The organism is Staphylococcus arlettae, assembly GCF_025560845.1.
Lineage (GTDB): Bacteria > Bacillota > Bacilli > Staphylococcales > Staphylococcaceae > Staphylococcus > Staphylococcus arlettae.
Genome location: NZ_CP094803.1, coordinates 2,323,631 through 2,348,617, shown reverse-complemented (window position 1 = coordinate 2,348,617; position 24,987 = coordinate 2,323,631). Strand labels below are relative to the sequence as shown.

Annotated in this window: 25 protein-coding genes; 22 read left to right on the top strand and 3 right to left on the bottom strand. The window is 35.1% G+C overall.

Features of this window, described 5'->3' with window-relative positions:
- Positions 1 to 9: 9 nt before the first annotated feature.
- The 12 genes from wecB to isaB all read left to right on the top strand — a co-directional run bounded on the left by wecB (position 10) and on the right by isaB (position 12,885).
- A complete protein-coding gene (gene wecB, locus MUA37_RS11520; protein WP_021459848.1) occupies positions 10 to 1,149 on the top strand; it encodes a non-hydrolyzing UDP-N-acetylglucosamine 2-epimerase in 1,140 nt (379 codons plus the stop codon).
- Positions 1,150 to 1,320: 171 nt separating this feature from the next.
- On the top strand, positions 1,321 to 2,025 hold the full coding sequence (locus MUA37_RS11515) for a CoA transferase subunit A (protein ID WP_262624621.1): 705 nt from the start codon (positions 1,321 to 1,323) through the stop codon (positions 2,023 to 2,025).
- A complete protein-coding gene (locus MUA37_RS11510; RefSeq protein ID WP_262624620.1) occupies positions 2,018 to 2,671 on the top strand; it encodes a 3-oxoacid CoA-transferase subunit B in 654 nt (217 codons plus the stop codon). Before MUA37_RS11515 ends, MUA37_RS11510 begins: the two co-directional genes overlap by 8 nt.
- Positions 2,672 to 2,675: 4 nt before the next feature.
- Complete coding sequence (locus MUA37_RS11505; protein ID WP_142019861.1) at positions 2,676 to 3,452, top strand: 3-hydroxybutyrate dehydrogenase; 777 nt, start codon at positions 2,676 to 2,678, stop codon at positions 3,450 to 3,452.
- Positions 3,453 to 3,499: 47 nt separating this feature from the next.
- Entirely contained in the window at positions 3,500 to 4,456 is a 957-nt protein-coding gene (locus MUA37_RS11500; protein ID WP_262624619.1) for an ornithine cyclodeaminase family protein, read from the top strand.
- 129 nt (positions 4,457 to 4,585) lie between these two features.
- A complete protein-coding gene (gene hypR / locus MUA37_RS11495; RefSeq protein ID WP_262624618.1) occupies positions 4,586 to 5,008 on the top strand; it encodes a redox-sensitive transcriptional regulator HypR in 423 nt (140 codons plus the stop codon).
- A gap of 1 nt (position 5,009) precedes the next feature.
- On the top strand, positions 5,010 to 6,332 hold the full coding sequence (gene merA / locus MUA37_RS11490) for a hypothiocyanous acid reductase MerA (RefSeq protein ID WP_142019858.1): 1,323 nt from the start codon (positions 5,010 to 5,012) through the stop codon (positions 6,330 to 6,332).
- 128 nt (positions 6,333 to 6,460) lie between these two features.
- A complete protein-coding gene (locus tag MUA37_RS11485; RefSeq protein WP_262624617.1) occupies positions 6,461 to 7,894 on the top strand; it encodes an APC family permease in 1,434 nt (477 codons plus the stop codon).
- Between the two features lie 251 nt (positions 7,895 to 8,145).
- On the top strand, positions 8,146 to 9,516 hold the full coding sequence (locus tag MUA37_RS11480; RefSeq protein WP_021459855.1) for an amino acid permease: 1,371 nt from the start codon (positions 8,146 to 8,148) through the stop codon (positions 9,514 to 9,516).
- 154 nt (positions 9,517 to 9,670) lie between these two features.
- Positions 9,671 to 10,657 (top strand): adenosine deaminase, encoded by a 987-nt coding sequence (add, locus tag MUA37_RS11475; protein WP_002509475.1) that lies wholly within the window; start codon positions 9,671 to 9,673, stop codon positions 10,655 to 10,657.
- Between the two features lie 1,001 nt (positions 10,658 to 11,658).
- Positions 11,659 to 12,000 carry a DoxX family protein gene (locus MUA37_RS11470; RefSeq protein WP_002509476.1) on the top strand — a complete coding sequence of 114 codons (342 nt, stop codon included), beginning with the start codon at positions 11,659 to 11,661 and terminating at the stop codon, positions 11,998 to 12,000.
- Between the two features lie 336 nt (positions 12,001 to 12,336).
- Complete coding sequence (gene isaB, locus MUA37_RS11465) at positions 12,337 to 12,885, top strand: immunodominant staphylococcal antigen IsaB family protein (protein WP_262615126.1); 549 nt, start codon at positions 12,337 to 12,339, stop codon at positions 12,883 to 12,885.
- A gap of 118 nt (positions 12,886 to 13,003) precedes the next feature.
- Here isaB and MUA37_RS11460 read toward each other — a convergent pair whose 3' ends face one another.
- A complete protein-coding gene (locus MUA37_RS11460) occupies positions 13,004 to 13,954 on the bottom strand; it encodes a LacI family DNA-binding transcriptional regulator (protein ID WP_021459856.1) in 951 nt (316 codons plus the stop codon).
- Between the two features lie 119 nt (positions 13,955 to 14,073).
- On the opposite strand from MUA37_RS11460, the gene eda reads away from it, so the two are divergent.
- The 8 genes from eda to MUA37_RS11420 are packed head-to-tail and all read left to right on the top strand — an operon-like array spanning position 14,074 to position 21,775.
- On the top strand, positions 14,074 to 14,691 hold the full coding sequence (eda, locus tag MUA37_RS11455) for a bifunctional 4-hydroxy-2-oxoglutarate aldolase/2-dehydro-3-deoxy-phosphogluconate aldolase (protein WP_002509479.1): 618 nt from the start codon (positions 14,074 to 14,076) through the stop codon (positions 14,689 to 14,691).
- A gap of 3 nt (positions 14,692 to 14,694) precedes the next feature.
- Positions 14,695 to 15,666 (top strand): sugar kinase, encoded by a 972-nt coding sequence (locus MUA37_RS11450; protein ID WP_262624616.1) that lies wholly within the window; start codon positions 14,695 to 14,697, stop codon positions 15,664 to 15,666.
- A gap of 18 nt (positions 15,667 to 15,684) precedes the next feature.
- Positions 15,685 to 16,728 carry a TRAP transporter substrate-binding protein gene (locus MUA37_RS11445; RefSeq protein WP_103388448.1) on the top strand — a complete coding sequence of 348 codons (1,044 nt, stop codon included), beginning with the start codon at positions 15,685 to 15,687 and terminating at the stop codon, positions 16,726 to 16,728.
- Positions 16,703 to 17,206, top strand: coding sequence for a TRAP transporter small permease (locus tag MUA37_RS11440; protein WP_002509482.1), 504 nt, complete (start codon positions 16,703 to 16,705; stop codon positions 17,204 to 17,206). The genes MUA37_RS11445 and MUA37_RS11440 overlap by 26 nt, the downstream gene beginning before the upstream one ends.
- Complete coding sequence (locus MUA37_RS11435) at positions 17,203 to 18,498, top strand: TRAP transporter large permease (protein ID WP_193325157.1); 1,296 nt, start codon at positions 17,203 to 17,205, stop codon at positions 18,496 to 18,498. The genes MUA37_RS11440 and MUA37_RS11435 overlap by 4 nt, the downstream gene beginning before the upstream one ends.
- 15 nt (positions 18,499 to 18,513) lie before the next feature.
- Positions 18,514 to 19,920, top strand: a complete 1,407-nt coding sequence (gene uxaC / locus MUA37_RS11430; protein ID WP_262624615.1) for a glucuronate isomerase — start codon at positions 18,514 to 18,516, stop codon at positions 19,918 to 19,920.
- A 2-nt stretch (positions 19,921 to 19,922) separates the two neighbouring features.
- Positions 19,923 to 20,957 carry a mannonate dehydratase gene (locus MUA37_RS11425; protein WP_262624614.1) on the top strand — a complete coding sequence of 345 codons (1,035 nt, stop codon included), beginning with the start codon at positions 19,923 to 19,925 and terminating at the stop codon, positions 20,955 to 20,957.
- The gene (locus MUA37_RS11420; protein ID WP_002509487.1) at positions 20,954 to 21,775 is read left to right on the top strand and encodes an SDR family oxidoreductase; all 822 of its coding nucleotides are present in this window, start codon (positions 20,954 to 20,956) and stop codon (positions 21,773 to 21,775) included. The genes MUA37_RS11425 and MUA37_RS11420 overlap by 4 nt, the downstream gene beginning before the upstream one ends.
- 224 nt (positions 21,776 to 21,999) lie before the next feature.
- Here the strand turns inward: MUA37_RS11420 and MUA37_RS11415 are convergent, their stop codons facing one another.
- Positions 22,000 to 22,308 carry an MFS transporter gene (locus tag MUA37_RS11415; protein WP_262624613.1) on the bottom strand — a complete coding sequence of 103 codons (309 nt, stop codon included), beginning with the start codon at positions 22,306 to 22,308 and terminating at the stop codon, positions 22,000 to 22,002.
- Positions 22,309 to 22,359: 51 nt separating this feature from the next.
- The gene (locus tag MUA37_RS11410) at positions 22,360 to 22,752 is read right to left on the bottom strand and encodes a winged helix-turn-helix transcriptional regulator (RefSeq protein ID WP_002509489.1); all 393 of its coding nucleotides are present in this window, start codon (positions 22,750 to 22,752) and stop codon (positions 22,360 to 22,362) included.
- 139 nt (positions 22,753 to 22,891) lie between these two features.
- On the opposite strand from MUA37_RS11410, the gene MUA37_RS11405 reads away from it, so the two are divergent.
- Both MUA37_RS11405 and MUA37_RS11400 read left to right on the top strand, forming a co-directional pair.
- Positions 22,892 to 24,073, top strand: a complete 1,182-nt coding sequence (locus MUA37_RS11405) for an MFS transporter (RefSeq protein WP_262624612.1) — start codon at positions 22,892 to 22,894, stop codon at positions 24,071 to 24,073.
- Positions 24,074 to 24,089: 16 nt separating this feature from the next.
- Positions 24,090 to 24,923 (top strand): aldo/keto reductase, encoded by an 834-nt coding sequence (locus tag MUA37_RS11400; protein ID WP_262624611.1) that lies wholly within the window; start codon positions 24,090 to 24,092, stop codon positions 24,921 to 24,923.
- Positions 24,924 to 24,987 lie beyond the last annotated feature (64 nt).

Below are 24,987 nucleotides of genomic sequence, written 5' to 3'. Positions count from 1 at the left end.
GGGAAGCAAATGAAGAAAATAATGACCGTTTTTGGCACCCGCCCGGAAGCTATAAAAATGTCGCCTCTAGTTAAAGCGTTACAAACAAATGAAAACCTACAACCAGTTGTCGTAATTACAGCACAGCATAGAGAAATGCTCGATAGTGTGTTAAACATCTTTGATATAAAAGCAGATTATGACTTAAATATCATGAAGGCAAACCAAACATTAGCTGAACTCACTTCTAGAATTATAACGAAATTAGATGCAGTAATAAAAGAGGAAAAACCAGATATGGTCCTGGTTCACGGAGATACAACGTCTACATTTGTAGGTGGCTTAACAGCTTTTTACAATCAAATACCAATTGGTCATGTAGAAGCAGGATTACGTACTTGGAATAAATATTCTCCATTTCCAGAAGAGATGAATAGGGTCATGGTTGGTCATATGGCTGATTTAAATTTTGCACCCACAGAGCAAGCTGCTAATAATTTACAAAGGGAAAAGAAACAAGTAGCAAGTATCGTTGTAACGGGAAATACTGCCATTGACGCAATGAAGACAACAATTAAAGACGGATATCAGTCAAAAATTCTTGAACGTCATAGTGATAAAAGAGTTATTTTATTAACTGCACATAGAAGAGAGAATATCGGGGAATCTATGCACAACATCTTTAGAGCAGTTCGTGACATTGTAGATGAATATAAAGATGTCGTTGTTATATATCCAATGCACAAAAATCCTAAAGTAAGAGAGATTGCGAGTCAGTATTTATACGATCATTCAAGAATTGAATTAATTGAACCGCTTGATGTTGTAGATTTTCATAATTTTGCAAATGAAGCACATTTAATTCTTACAGATTCTGGAGGAGTTCAAGAAGAGGCACCATCATTGGGTAAACCGGTATTAGTCTTGAGAGATACCACTGAACGACCAGAAGGTGTTAGTGCTGGTACATTAAAAGTTATTGGTACAACTTATGAAGCAGTGTTAACAGAGACGAAAAATTTGTTAGATAACCACAATGAATATGAAAGAATGAATAAAGCTAGTAATCCATATGGAGATGGCAAAGCTTCGCGACGTATTTGTGAAAACATAGAATATTATTTTGGAATTAGAGAAGTAAAACCTGAACCTTTTAATTATAGAAATTAAAATTTAAACAGCATCTCAATAGTTGAAATGATAGTCAACTTTAATTGAGATGCTTTTTTGTTTATCATTGTAAGCGTAATCATAATTTTAGGACAATGATTTCCATTTAAAGTATAATCGGAGTAGTATTAGTACTAGGTATTAAAATTGTTAGAAGAAATGAGGGATATTATGTCTAAAGTAGTGACAGACATTAATACAGCATTAGTGAATTTACATGATGGTATGACACTTTTAGCTGGTGGTTTTGGTTTATGTGGTATTCCAGAACATGCTATCGAAGCGATTCGAAATAAAGGAACTAAGCATTTAACAGTTGTGAGTAATAACTGTGGTATAGATGATTTTGGGTTAGGTCGTTTGTTAGAAAAGAAACAAATCGATAAAATGATCAGTTCTTATATTGGTGAAAATAAACGTTTTGAACAGCAATTGATTAATGGGGAATTAGCTGTTGAGTTAACACCTCAAGGTACTTTAGCTGAAAAATTACGTGCGGGTGGTGCTGGAATTCCAGCATTTTATACACCAACAGGAGTAGGCACATTAATTGCTGAAGGCAAAGAAGTCCGTGAATTTGATGGAAGAGAATATTTAATGGAACGTGCGATTACTGGTGATGTTGGAATTATTAAAGCGCAAAAGGCCGATACATTTGGGAACTTAGTGTTCGACAAAACAGCACGTAACTTTAATCCACTATGTGCTATGGCAGCGAAAACAACAGTTGTGGAAGTGGAAGAGCTTGTAGAGGTCGGTGATATTGATCCAGATGCTGTGCATTTATCAGGGGTTTATATTGATTACATATTTGTTGGAGCGGAGTTTGAAAAAAGAATTGAAAAGCGTACAGTAAAGGAGGTTAATCATGGATAAAATGACACAAAGAATGAAAATAATTCGTCGTGCAGCCCAAGAAATAAAAAGTGATATGGTCATTAACTTAGGTATTGGTATGCCTACATTAGTTGCCAATGAAATAAATGACCATGTGGAAAATGTTTATTTCCAATCTGAAAATGGATTGTTAGGTATCGGTCCTTACCCAACTGATGCTGAAGTAGATCCAGATTTAATTAATGCGGGTAAAGAAACGGTAACTGCAGCTAAAGGTGCATCATTCTTTGATAACGCAGAGTCGTTTGCCATGATACGTGGCGGTCATATTGATTTGGCCATACTTGGAGGTATGGAAATAGCGCAAAATGGCGATTTGGCTAACTATATGATTCCAGGGAAATTAGTCAAAGGTATGGGTGGTGCCATGGATTTAGTTGTAGGTGCACAACAAGTAGTAGTTATTATGGATCATGTCAATAAACATGGTGATTCTAAAGTGAAAAAAGCTTGCACCTTACCATTAACAGGTAAAGGCGTCGTTGATACATTAATTACTGATTTAGCTGTCTTCCAGTTTGAAGATAATGTTATGAAACTCATTGAGTTACAAGAAAGGGTATCTTTAGCAGACGTAGAAAAGTATACAGAAGCAGAGTTTGAAAATCATTTGAAGGAGTTGTAATGACTTGGTTAAAGATAAAGTAACAATCATTACTGGTGCAGCCAGTGGTATTGGTTTAGAAATAGCTAAAATATTTGCTCAAGAAGAAGCTAAGCTCATTCTCGCAGATATGAATACAACTAAATTAGAGAGCGAAGTGCAGTCGTTACAAGCACAAGATGTAGATTGCATGGGTATCACAGTAGATGTAACCAACGAAGATGATATTCAACGTATGATTCAACAGACTGTCGAACATTATGGGCGAATCGATATTTTATTTAATAATGCAGGATTGCAACATATAGATAGTATTGAATCTTTTGCTACAGACAAATTTAGACAAATGATTGATATTATGTTAGTTGGTAGTTTTATGGCGATGAAATATGCTTTGCCATATATGAAAAAGCAACAATCAGGACGTATATTAAATATGGCATCTATAAATGGCGTGATTGGTTTTGCGGGTAAAGCTGCTTACAATAGTGCCAAGCATGGCATAATTGGTTTAACTAAAGTAGCAGCATTGGAAAATGCTACAGATGGCATTACAGTTAACGCTTTGTGCCCAGGTTACGTTGATACACCTTTAGTACGTAATCAAATGGCAGAGTTAGCCAAAAACAGAGGAACAAATATAGAAGATGTGTTAGATGAAGTATTGTATCCTTTAATACCGCAAAAGCGTTTGTTGCAAGTGTCCGAAATTGCTGACTATGCTTTGTTTTTAGCGAGTGATAAAGCTAAAAGTGTTACAGGACAAGCAGTGCTAATAGATGGAGGCTACACAGCCCAATAAGGTGAACTTAATGTTTGAGTATAAATATCGCTTAGAGGAGGTTTGTTATGCAATTTATTAGTGCAGATGAGCAAGCAAAATTGTTAGATATGAAAGAAGTTGTAGATGCAGTAGCTGAAGCACTACAAGCTTATTCAGCAGGTCAAACTGAAACACCGATACGTTATTCATTACCTTTTAACCAAGACAATCGTTATTTAGTCATGCCTGCACTGTCAGATGCGTTAAAATTAGTAGGGTTGAAAAATGTAACTTTTGCACCACATAATCCTGATAAGGGCAAAAGTACGATAGTTGGATCCGTAGTGTTATCTGATTATGATACTGGAGAGACATTAGCGATATTAGAAGGTTCATATCTAACAAAAATTCGCACTGGTGCTATTTCAGGTGTGGCGACACAATATTTAGCTAAAGAAGATGCTAAAACATTGTGTGTAATTGGTACTGGTGAGCAGGCTGAAGGATTAATTGAAGCTGTTTTAGCAGTTAGAAATATCCAACGTATTCAATTTTATAACCGTACATATGCTAAAGCAGTGGATTTTGCACAAGATGTTGCAGATAGACATACACAGGTCACAATAGCAGTGTATGATGATGTTGATGCTGCCATGGATGATGCAGAAGTTATAGTTACAGCAACGAATGCGTCTGCACCTGTGTTCGAAAAACAAGTGGAACCAGGGGTACATGTAAATGCAGTCGGATCGTTCAAACCAGATATGCAAGAACTCCCTTCACAGTTAATTGCTAACGCAGATAAGGTAGTAGTTGAAGCGGCAGAAGCAGCGTTAAAGGAAACCGGTGATTTAATAAATCCTGTAAATGAAGGTGTCTTTAATGATACAGATTTGTACGGTGAATTAGGGAATATAGTTGCAGGTAAGTTAACCGGGAGAGATTCAGCAGAAGAAATTACTGTTTTTAAATCAGTGGGCTTAGCTATAGTCGATATCGTAGTTGCTAATTATTTTTATCAAAAGTTAAGGGCTTCAAAATAATACTAAAAGAGAGTTGCATCAATTTTGGATGTAACTCTTTTTTCTAATTATATATAAGCAAAAGGGTTGTCTGTTAGGATTATATTTGTTTAAATGTAATTATGAAAGTTACAATTAAGGAGTGGAGAGATGAATTTATCATTCAATATCGCAATTCACGTACTAACATTTTTAACTAAACATAGTAACGAACGATTTTCCAGTGATGCTTTAGCAGAAAAGGTGTGTGTTAATGCAGTGCAATTACGTAATGTTGCACGGATATTGAAACAACATGATTATTTGGACGTTCATCGTGGGCAAGTTGGAGGGTATCAAGCAACTAAAAAAACAGCAAGTGCTAATTTAGGTGACCTTTATTTATTGTTCACTGAGGGTAGAGATAAAGGACGTATTTTTACAGGAGACCATGACAGTAGTTGTGAAGTATCTAGTCAAATTAGCACTACGATGGCTAAGCATTTTCAACAAGAGGCGATACGTGTTCAAGCGTATTATGAAAACTTTACTATTAAAGATATTTTAGAAGACATACTCAAGGAGGATAAATAGTATGAAAACATATGATTTAATTGTAATTGGTTTTGGTAAAGGTGGTAAAACATTAGCAAAATTTGCAGCTACACAAGGTAAAAAAGTTGCAATGATTGAACAATCACCTCGTATGTATGGTGGTACGTGCATTAATATTGGATGTATACCTTCTAAAACGTTAGTGCATGAAGGCTTAGCACATAGTGGATTTAAGCAAGCAATGCAACGTAAAGAAGAAGTTATCGATGCGTTAAATAATAAAAACTACCATAATTTAGCGGATGAAGAGAATATTACAGTTTTTGATAATAAAGCAAAATTCCAATCTAATGATACAGTTGCCATATTAAATGACAATGGTTCAATAGAAGAGACTGTTACTGCTGAAAATATTGTAATTAATACAGGTGCAACGCCAGTAATTTTACCTATCGATGGTATTAAAGAGTCACAATATTTATATGATTCTACTGGTATTATGAATTTACCTGAACAACCACAACGACTTGTAATCGTAGGTGGGGGTTATATTGCTTTAGAGTTTGCATCAATCTTTGCGAATTTTGGTACTGAAGTTACAGTGCTTGAACATAAATCTGAGTTATTAGCACATGAAGATCGTGAAGTCGTGGCTCAAGTTGAACAGGATTTAACGGATAAAGGTGTAACATTCGTATATAACGCTGAAACAACAGCTTTTGAAGATCAAGATGATCATACTTTAGTGCGCACTTCACAAGGAGATTTTGCAGCGGAAGCAGTGTTATTAGCAACAGGTCGTAAACCTAATACTGACTTAGAATTAGACAATACTGATATTAAGTTAGGTGAGCGTCAAGAAATAGCGGTAAATGATAAACTACAAACAACAGTGCCACATATTTATGCATTAGGCGATGTTAAAGGTGGCATGCAATTCACTTATATCTCGTTAGACGACTTTAGAATTGTGAGAGATCAATTATTAGGTAATGGACAAAGAACAACTAATAATCGTGGTGCAGTTCCGTATACAATGTTTGTTGATCCACCATTCTCTCGTGTAGGTTTAACGGCAGCAGAAGCTGAAGAACAAGGTTATGACTTTGCAGAAGGTCAAATGGCAGTGAATGCAATGCCGCGACATAAAATAAATCATGACGAACGTGGTTTATTCAAAGTAGTCATTGATAAATCAAACAATCAGATTTTAGGAGCTACTTTATATGGTGCACAAACTGAAGAAATAATTAATATTATTAAATTAGCGATTGATCAACAGATTACGTATGATGTATTGCGTGACAATATTTATACGCACCCTACAATGATTGAATCATTTAATGATTTATTTAATATCTGATTGGTTTTTTGTTTAGACATGGTGATGAGCGTTAAAAAATGCTGTCTACAATATATTGTAGACAGCACTATTAAATACGATTATACTGTGTAGTATTGTTTTGATAACAACAAGGAGATTGTAAGGAAATGAATATATTGAAAAGACTATTGTATAAGGAAGATCCTGCTCTGTTTCTAAATAAAGATGCACATCTTGAAAGGACATTAAGAGTAAGAGATTTTCTAGCACTAGGGGTCGGTACGATAGTGTCGACAGCAATTTTTACATTGCCTGGTGTGGTTGCGGCGGATTATGCAGGTCCGTCAGTAAGTTTATCGTTTTTAGTAGCAGCTATTGTTGCTGCGCTAGTAGCTTTTGTATACGCAGAAATGGCATCAGCTATGCCTGTTGCGGGTTCTGCTTATACGTGGATAAGTTTATTATTTGGCGAATTCTTCGGGTGGATTGTCGGCTGGGCATTAATTGCAGAATACATTATTGCAGTGGCATTCGTTGCATCGGGGTTTTCGGCAAATTTGCGAGGACTAATTGCTCCATTGAATATTGAGTTACCTGCAACATTATCTAATTCTTTAGGCAATAATGGTGGCGTAATAGATATTTTAGCTGCAGTAGTGGTTATTATTACTGCGTTATTATTATCTCGGGGCGCATCTGAAACAGCGCGAGTACAAAATATTTTAGTTGTTTTGAAAATACTAGCGATCTTTTTATTTTTAATAGTAGGTTTAACAGTTATTGATTTACATAACTATGTGCCTTTTATCCCTGAACATTCGTCTACTGCGAATAGTACATTTGGTGGGTGGCAAGGTATTTATGCTGGTAGTTCAATGATTTTTATTGCATATATCGGCTTTGATTCCATCGCGGCCAATTCTGGTGAAGCTATAGAGCCTCAAAAAACAATGCCACGTGGTATTTTAGGTTCGTTACTGATTGCAGTGGCATTATTTATTGCTGTATCTCTCGTACTGGTCGGTATGTTTAACTATAGCGAATACAAAGATAATGCAGAGCCTGTAGGTTGGGCACTTCGAATGAGTAATCATGAAGTTATTGCTGCTGTGGTACAAGCAATATCTGTTGTCGGTATGTTCACAGCCTTAATAGGCATGATGCTAGCAGGTTCTAGATTACTGTATTCATTTGGTAGAGATGGGGTTTTACCGACATGGATAGGTAAACTCAACAATAAACATCTACCGAATCATGCATTATGGATTCTTACACTGGTAGCGGTTATAGTAGGGTCAATGTTACCTTTTGCTTTCTTAGCACAATTAATAACTGCTGGAGCTTTGGTTGCCTTTATGTTTGTAACTATAGGTATGTATGCTTTACGGCCTCGAGAAGGTAAAGATTTACCAGAACCAGCATTTAAATTACCTTTGTATCCAGTAATGCCGATAATTATTTTTGTCTGTGTATTTTCTGTATTTTGGGGTCTTAGTGGCCAAGCTAAACTTTATACAATGATTTGGTTTATCGTAGGCATGGTTTACTACTTTATCTATATCATTGTGTTAGATAAACAAAAAAACAATAATATATTGTAGTGAAAGAGGCTGAGACATCATTGATTCGTCTCAGTCTCTTTTCATATTGTTCGTAGATGACTAGCAGTGAAAATGTGCGCTAAATCAACCATTGTTTACTGCTAGTTATCATTGCAAAGGGTGGGATGACGTAATCTTTTTAATAAAATTAGATTTCTTTCCCACTTCTTTTTATAAATATACTAATCTCAATTTTAATTTATATAAAAATATATTAAAATGTAATAATCATGAATGAAGAGGTATGTTTAATGAATAACAATTTGCAAAGAGCGTTAACAGCACGACAGATTCAAATGATAGCCCTTGGAGGTACGATAGGTGTTGGCTTGTTTATGGGCGCCTCGAGTACTATTAAATGGACAGGCCCCTCGGTTATATTAGCGTATGCCATTGCTGGTCTATTTGTATTTTTGATTATGAGAGCATTGGGTGAAATGTTGTATATTTATCCTGACACTGGATCATTTGCGAAATTTGCTAATGATTACATTCATCCATCATTTTCATACATAACTGCGAGTAGCAGTATTTTTAATTGGATCATAGTTGGAATGAGTGAAGTGATTGCAGTCGGCTCGTATATGCGATTCTGGTGGCCAGAATTACCTACGTGGATACCTGGTATAGTAGTTATTGCGATTTTGCTAACAGCAAATTTAATATCGGTAAAATGGTTTGGCGAATTTGAATTTTGGTTTGCTGCTATCAAAGTTGTTACAATTATTTTAATGATTATTGCAGGATTCGGCATTATTTTATTTGGTTTTGGTAATCACGGAGATCCAGTTGGTTTTGCCAATTTATGGTCACACGGTGGTTTTTTTGCTAATGGTTTAAGTGGTTTCTTTTTTGCACTCTCTATTGTATTTGGGTCATATATAGGTATCGAGTTGATAGGTGTTACTGCGGGAGAAACTAAAGACCCACAAAAAAATATTAAAAGAGCAATAAATGGAGTAATTTGGAGAATCCTAATTTTTTATGTCGGTTCTATATTTATAATTGTCACTGTGTATCCTTGGGATGAAGTAAGTCAAATTGGTTCGCCGTTCGTTGCAACATTTGCCAAAATTGGTATAACAGGTGCTGCGACAATTATTAATTTTGTAGTCGTTACAGCAGCAATGTCTGGTTGTAATTCAGGCATCTTTAGCACTAGTCGTATGGTTTATACACTCGCTAAACAAAAACAAGCATCAAAAATCTTTTTAAGGCTAAATCGTAATAATGTCCCAGATATCGCAGTCATTGCTGTGACTCTAGGTATTTTTATGGGCATTGTGTTAGATATTGTCTTACCATTAATATTAGGGAAAGATACTAATATCTTTGTCTATGTTTTTAGTGCGGGCGTTTTACCAGGTATGGTCCCTTGGTTTGCCATTTTAATTAGTCATTTGCGTTTTAGACTGTTAGAAAAGATACCAGATCATCCATTTAAAATGCCTTTTGCGCCATATAGTAATTACGTAACTATTTTAATGTTATTAGCAGTAATTGTCGGTATGATTTTTAATAAAGAGACACGAATTTCAGTTATTATTGGCATTGTTTATATTAGTGTAGTGAGCATCGTAGTAATTGCGAAACAGTGGCGTAGCAATAATTCTATACGATAAGGCTTGTAGAAGGATTAATAATAAAAAACAGTTGGGTGAGTAGATAAAATAGTTGTAAAAACTTAGTTTTAAACTCACTTTCTTATATATTTTTATAGTAATATTATTTTTAAGAGAGAGTAAGAAGTATGACCATTTAATTAAGGAGTATGACATGGAACAATTAATTAAAGATATTGCTAAGGTAGAATTGCATTGTCATTTAGATGGTTCAGTTAGTGTTGAATTAATTAAACAACTCGGCGCAGAACAAGGAATTGACATCAATGAACAGCATTTGCAAGCGGATAAAGACTGTGAAAATTTAGAAACATATTTAAAATGTTTTGATGAAGTACAAAAGGTTTTACAAACGAAAGATAGTTTAAGACGTTCGGTAATAGATGTGGCTGAACAAGCAACGCAAGATAATGTGAAATACATTGAATTACGTTTTGCCCCGTTATTTCATATGGAGCAAGGTTTAGCTGTAGAAGAAGTGATTGCAGCGGTAATATTAGGTGCAGAGCAAGCAATGGCACAACTGGATATTAAAATCAATTTACTAATTTGTGCGATGCGTCAACATGATATAGCAACGAATAGTGAGTTATTTGATCGAGTTATTGCACTAAATAGTGATCTCGTTTGTGGCATTGATTTTGCAGGTCCCGAAGCAGCTTTTCCGCCAGAAGATATAGCTCCTGCCATTCAATACGGCTTGGATCAAGGGCTTAATTTAACATTACATGCTGGTGAATGTGGCTGCATGCACAATGTGGTAGAATCTATTAAATTAGGTGCCCAACGTATTGGTCATGGTGTAGCTATTAATAACAATGATGAGTTATTAAATATGGTGAAAACGCATGATGTGTTATTAGAAATATGTCCGCAAAGTAACATGCAAACAAAGGCCATTGAGTCGTTTAAAGAATTAAACTTACCACAATTGATAGAGCAACAAGTGCCTTTCATCATTAACACGGATAATCGGACAGTCACTCAAACGACTTTAAATGATGAATATGTAATATTGTATGAGCATGAACAATTAACACTTGAACAAATGAAAATGATTAATAAACAGGCTGTAAATTATGCGTTTTTAACTGACGCAGATAAAGACGTATTACAAGCACGTCTAGAACCAGTAAAATAACTTTGAAGTGAACACATAAAGTAGTCATTCAATTAAATAACGTTAAGGCGACTTCAATTTTTTATTTTGATGTCGCCTTAATTGTTGATGGGATGTGTGAATAAATAAAACTGGCAATCAATTTTTTCATTTTGTGGGCAGTTTTTGAGCACGCTTTCCGCGGGCACTGCCTCAGCCTGTAGTCTTCGGCTAGTGGTATTCCCGCAGGAGTCGGCTCAAATCACTGCCAATCTAGTGCTGAAAATATTATACATATAAATTTAACAGTGTCGGTGTTTATTATGTTGAATAAATCAAAAGACAATTAAGATTAAGAGAAATGATTTCTATCTCTGAATTAGATTCGAACCATCCTCTATTACATAAAGTAGATGTGATTTTGGATTAAGACGACTGGCGATCAATTTTTTCATTTTGTAGGCAGTTTTTGAGCACGCTTTCCGTGGGCACTGCCTCAGCCTGTAGTCTTCGTCTAGTGCTATTCCCGCAGGAGTCGGCTCAAATCACTGCCAATCTAAAGTGAAGGCTTTAGGAAATCTAATACAAAAGGGTTATTTAATGACAATATGACAAGAGGCTATCGACAAAGTTTCTGACTTTGTGGGCAGTTTTTTAATGCAAGCTTTCCGTGGGCACTGTCTCAGCCTGTAGTCTTTGGTCAGTGTTATTTCCACAGAATTCGGCTCAAATCATTGTAAATATTATACAAAATGTTTTAGACACACTGTCAGCTAAAGTTTGTCTACTTCTTGGGAATAGCATTGAAAGCCAACGTTATTAAAAATGTTTTATTGCCCTACCACGATAGGATAATTAGCTTACAAAGCTTGATACGAAATGTATTTTCAGGTCATGTTTTGTTTGACGATATCATTGATACTAGTACGAATCAATGATGTCTCAGGCACGATTTAATGGTAAAATATAGAGTGGTATTTGAGAGAATAGGCTGTACACTGTGAATTTCATAGTACACAGTAAGCATAAATGAGGTGTAGTCAATGGGCGTTATAATGATTATCTTACAAATAATTTTGGGGATAGTTTTTATAATTACAGGATCGAAGATTGTGTCTGGTGCGATGGATAAAGAATTCGTCAGAATGGGTTATCCAAGAATATTTAATCAGATAACTGGTGGGATTGAACTATTAGGTGCGTTAGGCATGTTATTTGGGATTTTTTATCATTTACTAGCTGTAGGTGCAAGTATAATATTAGGCTGCACGATGCTAGCCGGTGCTTTATCGTTAATCTTTTTAGGTAAAGATCCTATTGTGAAAGCATTACCAGCTATCATTTTATTTATTTTAAATGTGATAGTGTTCATTTGGTACATATAAGTGATACAACTAGGCTGAAAATAATTTCAGCTGTTTATAATGACTGTAGTTAGCTAGTAACCAGCTAACTACAGTCATTATGCTTTTAGCGTGATTATTGAGTTTTACACAGTTGGTATAGAGTGAGTGTGAGGTTCATTAAATGTTTTCAATAGCCATTAAAGAAAATAATCTTATTTTATTCCCAAGTGGTTATATACTGAATATTAATATAATCAGATTTTGATATTATTAATAAGTAACTATATTGATTGTTTTTATAAAAAAAGAGCGTATACTTATAAGTGAAAAATTACCCTTGTTTTTACGACAATTCTCAATGGGGAGTGAACTGTTATGCGTGAAGGTAGTAAAATCTTAGCAGCAAGCGTTGTTGTATCGACCCTTGTATTAGGATCTGCTGTAACTACAACAAGTAATGCAAACGTAGCGAGTGCACAAGAAGTAATGAGTCAACATGATTCAGGTATAGATGCGAAAACACAAAAACCATATTATAACTATGATGGTTATACGACTTATGATGGTGCGTTTACACAAGATGAATATTTTGTACAAGCGCTAAAGTACGATAATGTGACAATTAATGGTTATAAAGTTGACGCAACAGCTAGCGGTGGCTATACTTCGAATAAGCATTTGTATGATCAATCAGTTCAATTTAATGAAGATGGAGATGTCTTAGAAATAGTATTCTTTACGAAGCCAGATTCAGTCACTAAAGCAGCATTTAAAGATGCGCATCATCAAAATGAAATTATCGAAGAAGGCGAATTAGGTAATGAAGAAGGTAACTTTGTAAAATATAAAACGATGGACGGTAGTTATACTGCATTCTTTAATCCAAATGATAACTTAATAGAAATAACAATTACGAATAAGTAAGAGACTAGACATGTGGATAATAATCTAGCCTCATGGGACGAGTTAGACAACTATTCAGTGAATGTGCTAGCTCGTCTTATTTGTTGTAGAAAATGTCGTATGATTGAATAGCTATCAGCTAATTATGTGATGTGATTTGCGGTTCTAAATTATAGACTGTGTCAACTGTCGTTTCATTAGTAATGACCTCGTTTAATACTGCCACTACTTTTTCAGCAATAGTCGTTGTTGGCACACCTATAGCATGCACCGGATAATCTAATTTTTTTATTTGAGGAATGTTGTCATAAGAATAAATAACTGGTTGATGTTTATTAACATCTAAGGCGTTTATTGTCCCCAATGTAATATCATAACTACCACAAATTACGCCGGGAGCGATAGATTTATGTTTGTAATAGCTTTTAACTGCTGTTTCCGTTTCGAGCGCCGATAAGCCTTGTGAATCAATTAAACGATAATTAATGTTGTGTTGAGTACAATAATCGATAATAGCTTCTTTCTTTGCCAATTGACGCGCGTCAGTCGTGTGAATATCACCTATGTAATCTATAGTAGTTATGTTTTGTTCAATGAGCGCGTCAATTGCCATCATCATAGCTTGACGATGATTGACGTTAATAATTGGGTAGTCCATGTTACGTGCTACTCCATAAGCTACGACGGGAATATTACGATAAACTTCGGGTGAAAGATTCGTTGAAGGTCCTTCATCAAATACGATAATGCCATCACAGCCAAATTCTACAAATTTTTTCGATGCTACTGAGAGATCATCAATAGAAAGAAACATAACAAAACCTAAATCTTTTAAGGCAATGTTAATTTCAGAGACTAGGTGAGTCACAGCTACACGGTCCACAGAAGGCCATATCAACCCAATAGTATTACTGCGTTTCGAGACCAATGCACGTGCGGAATTATTAGGTATATAATTCATTTCCACTGCTTTTTGTTGAATTAGTTCTTTTGTTTTAGGTTTAACTAAAGGTGAATTTTTTAATGCTTTGCTGACTGTTGAATAACTGACGTTACAAGCATCAGCAACATCTTTGAGGGTAACAACCATAAAAATACTCCTTTAAGGGATTGATTTCAGTTAAGAATAATTATACCATATAGTTATTAATAAAAATATTTTTTTACAACAAAATAACAACGTTGTTATTTTTAAAAGGGGATGCTAAAATGAATTCAACTCAAACAATGCAAGAAATCAAAAAAGCGCAACATATTGCAGTAATGCGAACAAATAGCGGTGAGGAGTTTACTGAAATTGCTAATACGATTATAGATGAAGGGTTAAATGTTATAGAAGTTACTTTAACGACACCTGATGCTATGGAAGTTATTAGCACTTTAGCTAAACGAGAAGACGCATTAGTTGGTGCAGGTACAGTGTTAGATAGTGTATCGGCTCGAACAGCAATTTTAAATGGTGCAGATTTTATTGTTAGCCCAGCATTTGATATTGAAACTGCCAAAATTGCTAACTTATATGACGTACCGTATGTACCTGGTGTAATGACTGTCAAAGAAATGATTGAAGCAATGCAATACGGATGTAAAGTATTAAAACTATTCCCAGCTACACAATTTAGTCCAAAAGCAATAAAAGATTTCAAAGGACCTTTACCTCATGTTGAAATTATTCCAACTGGTGGAGTAGGCAAGGATAATCATACAGAGTGGCTTGATGCTGGTAGCTTTGCAGTGGGTATTGGAAGTGAAATTACTAAAATATATCAACAACAAGGTAAATCAGCATTAGTTGATTACGTTAAAGCGATTAAAAGTGAGGTGTAAGTTATGAAGGTTTATGGTTTTGGAGAGGTATTATTACGTTTTACACCACCTAATTATATACAGTTGAAGGATGCACAGCAGTTAGACATTAATGTGGGAGGTGCAGAATTAAATGCATTAAGTACGTTGGCACAATTTGGTCATGCTACTGAAATGATTACGACACTACCAGAACATGCATTAGGTCAACATGTACTTCAAGAGATGCGTCGTACCCAAGTAGGTACGCAATGGGTTCAACAAACTGCAGGACGTTTAGGCACATATTACATGGAAGAAGGGTTTGGTCATCGTAGTGGTCAAGTCATTTATGATCGTGCATATTCAACTTTTGCTCAACAAACGTCACACTTACTTGAGAATATAGCAGGCTCTAAAGGCGATTGTTTTGTTTTTACTGGTATCACATTAGCCGTAAATCATACTATTCGAGAGCATATCGTTTCTTACATACAACAATTGAAAGAGCAAGGAATCACAATTGTTTTTGATATTAATTTCAGAAGTAATTTATGGACTTTAGAAGAAGCAGTACCTGTCATTAAAGCAGTATTGCCGTTAGTTGATATACTATTCTTTGGTAAAAAGGATGCGACACATCTGTTACAAACGAATGCTGAATCTGATAATATGCATACTTGTGCTCAAACGTTACAACAAAAATTTAATATTCCGTTTTTAGCATCAAGTAATCGTTCGATCACTCAGAGCACATTACAAGGAATAGCCTTAACGCCTGATGGTTTTATTGAAAGCGCAGCTTATCCGTATACAGTATTAAATAGAATAGGTGCGGGAGATGCATTTTTAGCCGGAGTTATACATGGTCTTGAAGCACAGTGGTCATTGACTACTACTTTAGATTTTGCAACTAAATGTTCGGTATTACAGCATACGACACAAGAAGATGCATTACACCTAGCTGAAGCGGATATATTAAATCTACCGGAGCACTTTGGCGAACTCAAACGCTAGTCTATTAGGGGGAATAGGATGAAAAAAATTTTATTTAAAGTTGTAAGCGCATTCATATTGTTAGCGTTACTCGTTAGTATGTCGTCTGTACAAGCAAGTGACAAAGATGAAAAACAACAAAGTAAAACGATTGTTTTAGCGCATAATCAGCCTACAGAACATCCAGTACACAAATCATTAACGATATTTAAAAAGAAACTAGAAAAAGAATCTAAAGGTCAATTGAAAGTGAAAATATATCCAAATGGACAACTCGGTAGTGAACGAGAAGCTATTGAAATGACACAAACAAATGCAATACAAATGACTAAAGTATCTGCAGGCGCATTAGAAAGTTTCTCACCATCATATTCACTGTTCAATATGCCATATTTATTTGAATCACAAGAAAATTATCGTCATGTCATGAGAGAACCAAAAGTACAAGATGCGTTCTTTAATTCTACGAAAGACAATGGTTTTTTAGGCGTTACATTTTATGATGCTGGTGTACGTAATATTTACACAAAAGATAAAGAAATCAAAAATAGTGATGACCTTGATGGTTTGAAAACACGTGTGCAACCTGGTAAAACAAGTGTCGCTTTAATAAAATCACTCGGCGGAACACCAACACCGATGGATTATGGTGAAGTATACACCGCTTTACAATCAGGTGTTATCGATGCAGCTGAAAATAATGAAACATCATTAACAACTAACAATCATGGTGAAGTTGCTAAAAATTATCATTATACGGAACATGCGATTGTACCCGATATTTTAATTATGAACAAAGAGACTTACGATGAGTTATCTACACAACAACAAAAATGGTTAAAAGATGCAGCAGCATATTCGACAGAAAAGCATGAAAAATTATGGGATGAAGAAGTGAAACAAGCGAAGAAAAAAGCCAAAAATGAGATGGGTGTTAAGTTCCATCAAGTAGATAAATCGTCATTCAAAGATGCTTCTAAAGATTTACGACAATCTTTCGCAGAAGATCCTAAAACGAAAAGCGATTATGAGTTAATTGAGAAGGAGGAGAAAAAATATGAACAAAGCAAAGCTGATCATTGATAAGCTCCTTCTGACATTAGCGGGATTGGCCTTAATCGTTATGGTTATTTTATCGATTTATCAAGTAGCAGCGCGTTTTATTTTTAACGCGCCGAGTACGATGAGTGAAGAAATTGTACGCTTCTTATTGATTTGGTTCGCATTATTAAGTGCAAGTTATGTATTTGGTGTTAAAAAACATATCGCTATTTTGTTTGTCAGAGAATTGTTACCTTCAAAAGTGCAACTCGTAATGGAGAAAATAGGGGATATCGTTATTATATTAATTGCCTTAGTCTTGATGATTTGGGGAGGCTACGAAGTAGTTCATCTTACTTGGAACCAAATAGCACCATCAACTGGAATGTCAATGGCAGCAATGTACAGTGCTTTACCAGTATCTGGTGTGTTCGTGATTTTCTACTCAATCTACAATTTACTAGATAAAAATGAATTAGCAACTGTGAAAGAAGGAGAAGAAGGGGGCGGCACAGCATGACAATTATTGCAGGTTTAGTACTTTTTATCACATTCTTTTTCTTCTTGTTATATGGTTTGCCGATTGCATTAGCGATTATTTTAAGTTCCATTATTACTTTGCTATTGATTTTACCATTTGATGTCACGATTGTGACCGCAGCTCAGCGTATGGTAACCGGTATTGATGACTTTACCATGTTAGCAATTCCACTTTTCGTATTAGCGGGTATCATTATGAATAATGGTGGTATAGCGTTTCGATTAGTTAATTTCGCTAAAGTGTTGGTAGGACGTATGCCGGGATCTTTAGCACATACTAACATTGTTGGTAATATGCTTTTTGCCTCAATTTCAGGTTCTAGTGTGGCGGCAGCAGCGGCTATGGGACGTATTATGGGGCCAATGCAACAAACGCAAGGTTATAAAAAAGAATACTCAGCAGCAGCCAATATTGCATCAGCGCCATCAGGGTTATTAATTCCACCCAGTTCATTATTAATTGTTTACTCCTTAGTAAGTGGAGGAACATCAATAGCAGCGCTATTTATTGCAGGTTATATTCCTGGTATTTTATGGGGACTTGCTTGTATGGTTGTGGCTTTCATCATGGCGAAACGAGCTGGCTATAAAGTTTCTGAAAAAATTAGTTGGAAAGATAAACTATTTTTAACGTTAGATGCCATACCAAGTTTACTTCTTATTATTATTGTTATTGGTGGTATTGTTGTCGGCGTCTTTACAGCAACAGAAGGTGCCGCTGTAGCAGTACTCTACTCAGTAGTATTATCACTTATTTATAGAAGTTTGAAACTAAAACATATTCCTAACGTCATCAAAGAAACAGCAGAAATTACAGGGATGATCTTATTTTTGATTACTGCATCCGCACTGTTTTCACTCGTTATGAGTTATACAGGTTTACCGGAAGCTATATCTAACAGTATTTTATCTATCACAGATAATCCAATATTATTACTGTTATTAATGAATGTAATCTTATTAATTATTGGTACATTTATGGACATTACACCAGCTGTATTAATATTTACACCAATTTTCTTACCTATTTCGGAAGTGCTTGGTTTAGATCCAATTCACTTTGGTATTATTATTGCCTTTAACTTATGTATCGGTAACATTACACCTCCTGTAGGTAGTGCTTTATTTGTTGGTGCTAGTGTTGGTGGGGTACGTGTAGAAAATGTCTTTAAATATTTAGTACCATATTTCGTAATGCTCATTATTTTATTATTGTTAGTAACATTTATTCCACAACTTTCATTATTCTTACCGAAATTACTTGGACTATAGCAAAGGAGCTCTAATATGACATTAATTAATGATAATTTTTTATTAAATAATAAAACAGCAGTAAAGTTGTATCAGCAAATAAAAGACACACCAATTTTCGATTTTCATTGTCATTTAGATCCACAAGAAATTTATGAAAATAAAAACTATGACAACATCACACAATTGTGGTTGGCAGGAGACCATTATAAATGGCGCTTAATGCGTGCAGATGGTATTGAAGAGGATTACATTACAGGTGCTGCAGATGACTACTTCAAGTTTAAGGCATTTATGGAGATGTTACCTTATTCAATTATGAATCCAATGTACCATTGGTGTACGTTAGAGTTAAAACGATATTTTAATGAAGATGTACAGTTAGATAAAGTGAACATTTCTAAATTATATAAGTCGTTAAATAAAACACTAAAAAAATCAACGCATAAACCTCAAGGATTGATTAAACAAAGTAATGTTACGGTAGTTTGTACGACTGATGATCCATGTGATGATTTGAAATATCATCAACTATTAAATGCAGATCGCAAAGTACCATTTAAAGTATATCCAACTTTTAGACCTGATAGTTATGTGTTTTTAAACGCAGACAGTTTAGGGCAAAAAGTGTCACAACTAGAAACAGCAACAGAGACAACGATCCAAGACTTATCGGAATACATTACCGCATTAAAAGCACGAATTTACTATTTTGATAGACATGGTGCTTTAAGTTCAGATCAAAGTTTTGAACATACACCAACAGTACATTTATCAACTGAAGAAGCTACAGCGTTGTTTAAAACATTACAAGCTAATGAGTCAATATCAGAAGCGGATCAATATGCATTAGCCGGCTATATTTTGACTGAATTAAGTAAGGTCTATAAAGAATTAGGATGGGTTATCCAGTTCCATTTAGGGCCAACACGTAATAATAATACATCTATGTATCAACAAGTAGGTGCAGACAGTGGCTTTGATAGCGTAGGAGAACAATTAAGTGCTAAAGCGTTAAACAGTTTGTTAGACCATTTAGAACGGCATAATGCGTTATCAGATACGATTATTTATCCAAATAATGGCAATGACCATTTGATGGTACAAGCCACTGCGGGTAACTTTAGTAATAGTGAACATCGTGTACAACTTGGAGCTGCATGGTGGTTTAATGACACGAAAGAAGGTATGGAGCAACATTTAATTGACTATGCCAATGTCGGTTTACTACCTAATTTTGTCGGCATGTTGACTGATTCACGTAGTATGACTTCATATACACGTCATGAGTATTTTAGAAGAATTTTATGTAACTTAATTGGAGAACGTATTGAAAAAGGTGAAATTGCCTTAACAAATACTACAATTGTCCAAATATTGAAGGACATTTGTTATAACAATGCAGTACGATTATTTAAAGTAAAAGAGGTTAAGGAGGTATAATTATGGAATTATCATTTAGATGGTATGGTCAAGATGACCCAGTAACATTAGAGCATATCCGACAAATTCCAGATATGAAACAAATTGTCTCGGCAATTTATGATGTGCCAGTAGGTGAAGTATGGTCGTCAGTACGTATTAAAGAGTTAAAAGAGCAAATAGAAGCTGCAGGGTTGAAATTTGAAGTGGTGGAAAGTTTACCAGTGCATGAAAACATTAAACTAGGTAAAGATAATCGTGACCAATTAATTGAAAATTACAAGGAATCATTAATTAATTTAGCGCAAAATGGTATCAAAACAGTAACGTATAACTTTATGCCAGTCTTTGACTGGACACGTTCACAGCTTGATTACCCGTTACAAGATGACTCGAACACTTTAATATATGATCACAATCAAATTAAAGATATCGACCCATTAACTACTGAGTTAAATTTACCAGGTTGGGATGAAAGTTATTCACGTGAAGAAATGAATGAACTTATCAAAGCTTATCAACAAACTTCGGACGAACAGTTATGGCAAAATCTAACTTACTTTTTAGATAATGTGTTGCCTACTGCTATAGAACATGATATTGATCTGGCAATTCATCCGGATGATCCACCATGGCCTATTTTTGGTATTCCAAGAATTATTAAAAATAAAGACAGTTATGAACGTTTGCTCTCTATTAATTCGAGTAAAAATAACGGTATTTGTTTCTGTACAGGTTCACTTGGATCACTTGCGGAAAACGATTTACCAGCAATGATTCGTACGTTCGGTGACCATATTCATTTTATGCATATGCGTAATGTAAAACGTATGGGAGAATATTCATTTGTTGAGACGGGCCATTTATCAAAACAAGGTTCAGTCGATATGAAAGCTATAGTACAAGCACTACACGACATAGGTTTTAAAGGTACAATACGACCAGACCATGGACGAATGATCTGGGGAGAAACAGGTAAAGCAGGTTATGGCCTTTATGACCGTGCGTTAGGTGCCACATATATTAATGGTTTAATAGAAGGAGTGGGTCCAGAATGACGACACAATTTCAAGGCGTTAACGTAGTAATTACAGGGGCTACAGGAGTAATTGGTTCAACGTTTGTGAAAGCATTAGTAGCCAAAGGTGCAAATGTTGGGATTTTAGGCCGTTCAGAAGATAAAATTGTCCAATTACAAGATGACATTGATGCTGAACGCAAACACACAATTGGTCTTGTCGCAGATGTCTTAAATAAAAATGCGCTTAGCCAAGCAAAACAATTATTTAATCAAGCATTTGGTAATATTGATATATTAATCAACGGTGCAGGGGGCAATAATCCCAATGCAACGACAGATGATGAATTTTATGACGAACACAGTGATAAGTCATTCTTCGACTTAACTGAGGAAGGCATAGATAAAGTCTTTAAACTAAATTACACTGGAACTGTGTTGCCTTCACAAGTGTTTGGTAAAGATATAGTGCAAGCAGATGGTGGAACTATTATTAATATTTCATCGATGAATGCATTTACACCATTAACTAAAATTCCAGCATACAGTGGTGCAAAAGCGTCTGTAAGTAATTTTACACAATGGTTAGCAACATACTTTGCAGGAAAAATTAGAGTCAATGCGATTGCACCTGGATTTTTTGAGACTGAACAAAATAAAGGGCTGTTGCGTAATGATGATGGCTCTTATTCAGAACGAGCGGAAAAAATCATTTCGCAAACTCCAATGGGGCGCTTTGGTGAACCTGAAGAAATTTTAGGTACATTATATTGGTTAATGGACAACAGTCAAAGTGGTTTCGTCACAGGTATTGTAGTACCAGTTGATGGAGGCTTTTCATCTTATTCTGGTGTGTAAACATGCAAGCTATAGCATGAACTTAATGAATTGAAGCATAGCAATGACATAAAAAAGATGAGACTGGGACAAAATTGATCTGTCTCAGCCTCTTTGCATTTTGGCAGTAGATGACTGTATTGAAAATGCGCTTCAAACCAAGCTTTTTTCAATGCTAGTCATCCTTGCCGGGGTGGGACGACGAAATCTTTTTATCAAATTAGATTTCTGTCCCACTCCCTTTTTTATGCTTTTGTGATGGTTGCAGCTTCTGTTAAATTCATATTTTTGGTTTCTGGTGCTAAGAAGTAAGACACTATAAAACTAATAAATAGTAACCCACCTGCAATATACAAAGTAATACTTAATCCCAACTGTGATAATAATAGAGGGAAGAAAAATGTACTAATAGCTGAGGTGATTCTACTAATCGTTGTAGTAAATCCGCCACCAGTACCACGTACATGCGTAGGATATAATTCATATGGATAAATCCATTGATGACATCCCATGGCAGTATTAAATATGCCATAAATGATAGTAAAAAGAGCCATGAACATTTATTAATGTTCATGGCTCTTTTGCTTTGAAAAATTTATATGCAATTAATTGGGTTGTCTATTGGAAGGAATATGAACAAAATCTTGCTTTTCTAAAGATACATCACGACCTTCTTGATACATTTTTTCGATATGAAATTCTCCCCATTCACAAAGGGTAGAAAGCAGATTGCCAAGAGATTGACCATAATCAGATAACACATATTCAACTTTAGGTGGAACTTGTTGGTAAACAATGCGTTCAATGATGCAATCTTCCTCAAGCTCTCGTAATTGTTGCGTCAACATTTTTTGAGTAATGTTGGGAATTGCGCGTTTTAATTCAGATGTACGAAGCGTGCCATTGTCTTTTAAATGACATAAAATTACTGGTTTCCATTTACCACCTAAAACATCAATGGTTGCCTCTACACCAATATTATAATGTTCTCTTAACATGATTTTCACCTCTATAGTTACTTTAAAGTATCTACAGTACTTTTAGGTATCTATATGACTTTAAAGTTCGTACTTACTTATTGGTTTTGTTGCGTATATAATAACACACATATTAAGTTAAGCGAAAGGAAAGGTGAATATGAAAAAGCACAATTTTGCGATTATAGCACTTGCTATCTCAGCATTTGCGATTGGAATGACGGAGTTTATTAGCGTGGGGCTATTACCTTTAATTAAAGATGATTTTGGTATTACGTTACCGTTGGCAGGGTTAACGGTCTCACTATATGCGATTGGTGTCACAATTGGTGCACCAGTATTGACGCCATTAACTAATAAAATGAAACGAAAGCATTTATTAATTTGTATTATGGTGGTTTTTATTGTAGCAAATCTGTTAGCAGCATTTGCATTAAGTTTTAGTATGTTGTTGGCCATGCGTATTTTATCAGCATTAATGCACGGTGTCTTTATGTCTATTGCAACTGCAATTGCCAGTGATTTAGTATCAGCGGATAAACGTTCTAGCGCAATTGCGATGATGTTTACAGGGTTAACAGTTGCAACGATTACAGGTGTGCCATTTGGTACGTGGATTGGACAAACATTTGGTTGGAAGATGTCATTTGTAACTATCGCACTTATAGGGCTACTCAGCTTAATAGCAAATATAATTGTCGTGCCGAAGGATTTAAATGAGTATGAGCAGACACCAATTGCACAACAATTAAAAGTTTTTAAAAACAAATCTTTGATGATGGTTTATTTAATTACTGCATTGGGTTATGGAGGTACTTTTGTTGTTTATACTTATTTAACAACTATGTTGACACATGCTTTAGGTTATAGTGATCAGGCAGTAGTGGGATTACTTGTGGTTTACGGTGTTATGGTAGCGATTGGGAATACCCTTGGTGGTAAATTTACTAACCAAGCACCTACGAAAGCATTGAGTGTGATTTTCTTAATTCAAGCTTTCGTATTATTAGTCGTTGGTTTTACAACACATTTACACTTTTTAGGGTTATTGGCAATTTTATTAATGGGTTTATTTGCCTTTATGAACGTCCCAGGTTTGCAATTAATTGTAGTGTTATTTGCAGAACGTGATAATAAAGCAACAGTCAATTTTGCTTCAAGTTTAAATATTTCTGCATTTAACGTTGGCATTACACTTGGCTCAGTAATCGGTGGTTATGTATTAGAACAATTTTCAGTAATGATGACACCATTTTTTGCCTTCATTATGGTTATTGTAGCCAGTGGAATGATGTATGTACTTTATATAAAAGAAAAAGAACACAACTTAGCGCAATGCTAACTAAAGGAGCGTAACAATGAAACAAGTTAAATTTTATAACGGTCAATTAATGCCTCAATTAGGGTTAGGGGTATTTAGAGTGGAAAATGATAATACAGCTAAAGATGCGGTGAAACATGCAATTATAAGTGGATACCGTAGTATCGATGCCGCGTTAGTATACGGTAATGAAGAAATGGTAGGTAAAGGGATTGCAGAAGGTATAGCAGCAGCTGGTATTCAACGGGAAGATTTATTTATTACGTCAAAATTATGGTTAGATGATTTTGGATATAATCAAGTTGTACAAGGCTATGAACAATCAATAACTAATTTAGGCTTAGACTATTTAGATTTATATTTGATGCACTGGCCAGGGACGAATAGTACTTTAATGGTAGAAACATGGCAAGGTATGGAAGCATTGTACCAAACAAAGAAAGTACGCAATATTGGTGTGAGTAATTTTAATATTGAACATTTAGAAACTTTAAAAGCACAAACTGCAATTAAGCCTGTAATTAATCAAGTAGAATTTCATCCATATTTAACACAAGCAACATTGCGAGATTATTTGATGCAAGAAGATATTCGAATGGAATCATGGTCACCATTAATGAATGGCGAAATTTTGCAAGATGAGGTTGTAAATACTATTGCACAACAATTAGGTAAATCTGCCGCACAAATCATCATTCGTTGGAATATAGAACATGGTGTAGTCACGATTCCGAAATCAGTAACGCCAACACGTATAGAAGAAAATTTAGATGTATTTAATTTTGAATTATCTGAGGAGAAAATGACAGCACTAGATAAATTAAATCAAGACAAGCGTATCGGACCAAATCCTGTAGCCTTTAATGGTTAACAAATATTAAAGTAGCAAACAGACTAAAGAGAGTTAGGAACAGTAAATTGTTCCTAACTCTCTT

Coding starts and splice junctions, on each gene's coding strand:
- wecB (WP_021459848.1), top strand. CDS start 10: ATGAAGAAAATAATGACCGTTTTTGGCACCCGCCCGGAAGCTATAAAA.
- MUA37_RS11515 (WP_262624621.1), top strand. CDS start 1,321: ATGTCTAAAGTAGTGACAGACATTAATACAGCATTAGTGAATTTACAT.
- MUA37_RS11510 (WP_262624620.1), top strand. CDS start 2,018: ATGGATAAAATGACACAAAGAATGAAAATAATTCGTCGTGCAGCCCAA.
- MUA37_RS11500 (WP_262624619.1), top strand. CDS start 3,500: ATGCAATTTATTAGTGCAGATGAGCAAGCAAAATTGTTAGATATGAAA.
- hypR (WP_262624618.1), top strand. CDS start 4,586: ATGAATTTATCATTCAATATCGCAATTCACGTACTAACATTTTTAACT.
- merA (WP_142019858.1), top strand. CDS start 5,010: ATGAAAACATATGATTTAATTGTAATTGGTTTTGGTAAAGGTGGTAAA.
- MUA37_RS11485 (WP_262624617.1), top strand. CDS start 6,461: ATGAATATATTGAAAAGACTATTGTATAAGGAAGATCCTGCTCTGTTT.
- MUA37_RS11480 (WP_021459855.1), top strand. CDS start 8,146: ATGAATAACAATTTGCAAAGAGCGTTAACAGCACGACAGATTCAAATG.
- add (WP_002509475.1), top strand. CDS start 9,671: ATGGAACAATTAATTAAAGATATTGCTAAGGTAGAATTGCATTGTCAT.
- MUA37_RS11470 (WP_002509476.1), top strand. CDS start 11,659: ATGGGCGTTATAATGATTATCTTACAAATAATTTTGGGGATAGTTTTT.
- isaB (WP_262615126.1), top strand. CDS start 12,337: ATGCGTGAAGGTAGTAAAATCTTAGCAGCAAGCGTTGTTGTATCGACC.
- MUA37_RS11460 (WP_021459856.1), bottom strand. CDS start 13,954: ATGGTTGTTACCCTCAAAGATGTTGCTGATGCTTGTAACGTCAGTTAT.
- eda (WP_002509479.1), top strand. CDS start 14,074: ATGAATTCAACTCAAACAATGCAAGAAATCAAAAAAGCGCAACATATT.
- MUA37_RS11450 (WP_262624616.1), top strand. CDS start 14,695: ATGAAGGTTTATGGTTTTGGAGAGGTATTATTACGTTTTACACCACCT.
- MUA37_RS11445 (WP_103388448.1), top strand. CDS start 15,685: ATGAAAAAAATTTTATTTAAAGTTGTAAGCGCATTCATATTGTTAGCG.
- MUA37_RS11440 (WP_002509482.1), top strand. CDS start 16,703: ATGAACAAAGCAAAGCTGATCATTGATAAGCTCCTTCTGACATTAGCG.
- MUA37_RS11435 (WP_193325157.1), top strand. CDS start 17,203: ATGACAATTATTGCAGGTTTAGTACTTTTTATCACATTCTTTTTCTTC.
- uxaC (WP_262624615.1), top strand. CDS start 18,514: ATGACATTAATTAATGATAATTTTTTATTAAATAATAAAACAGCAGTA.
- MUA37_RS11425 (WP_262624614.1), top strand. CDS start 19,923: ATGGAATTATCATTTAGATGGTATGGTCAAGATGACCCAGTAACATTA.
- MUA37_RS11420 (WP_002509487.1), top strand. CDS start 20,954: ATGACGACACAATTTCAAGGCGTTAACGTAGTAATTACAGGGGCTACA.
- MUA37_RS11415 (WP_262624613.1), bottom strand. CDS start 22,308: ATGGCTCTTTTTACTATCATTTATGGCATATTTAATACTGCCATGGGA.
- MUA37_RS11410 (WP_002509489.1), bottom strand. CDS start 22,752: ATGTTAAGAGAACATTATAATATTGGTGTAGAGGCAACCATTGATGTT.
- MUA37_RS11405 (WP_262624612.1), top strand. CDS start 22,892: ATGAAAAAGCACAATTTTGCGATTATAGCACTTGCTATCTCAGCATTT.
- MUA37_RS11400 (WP_262624611.1), top strand. CDS start 24,090: ATGAAACAAGTTAAATTTTATAACGGTCAATTAATGCCTCAATTAGGG.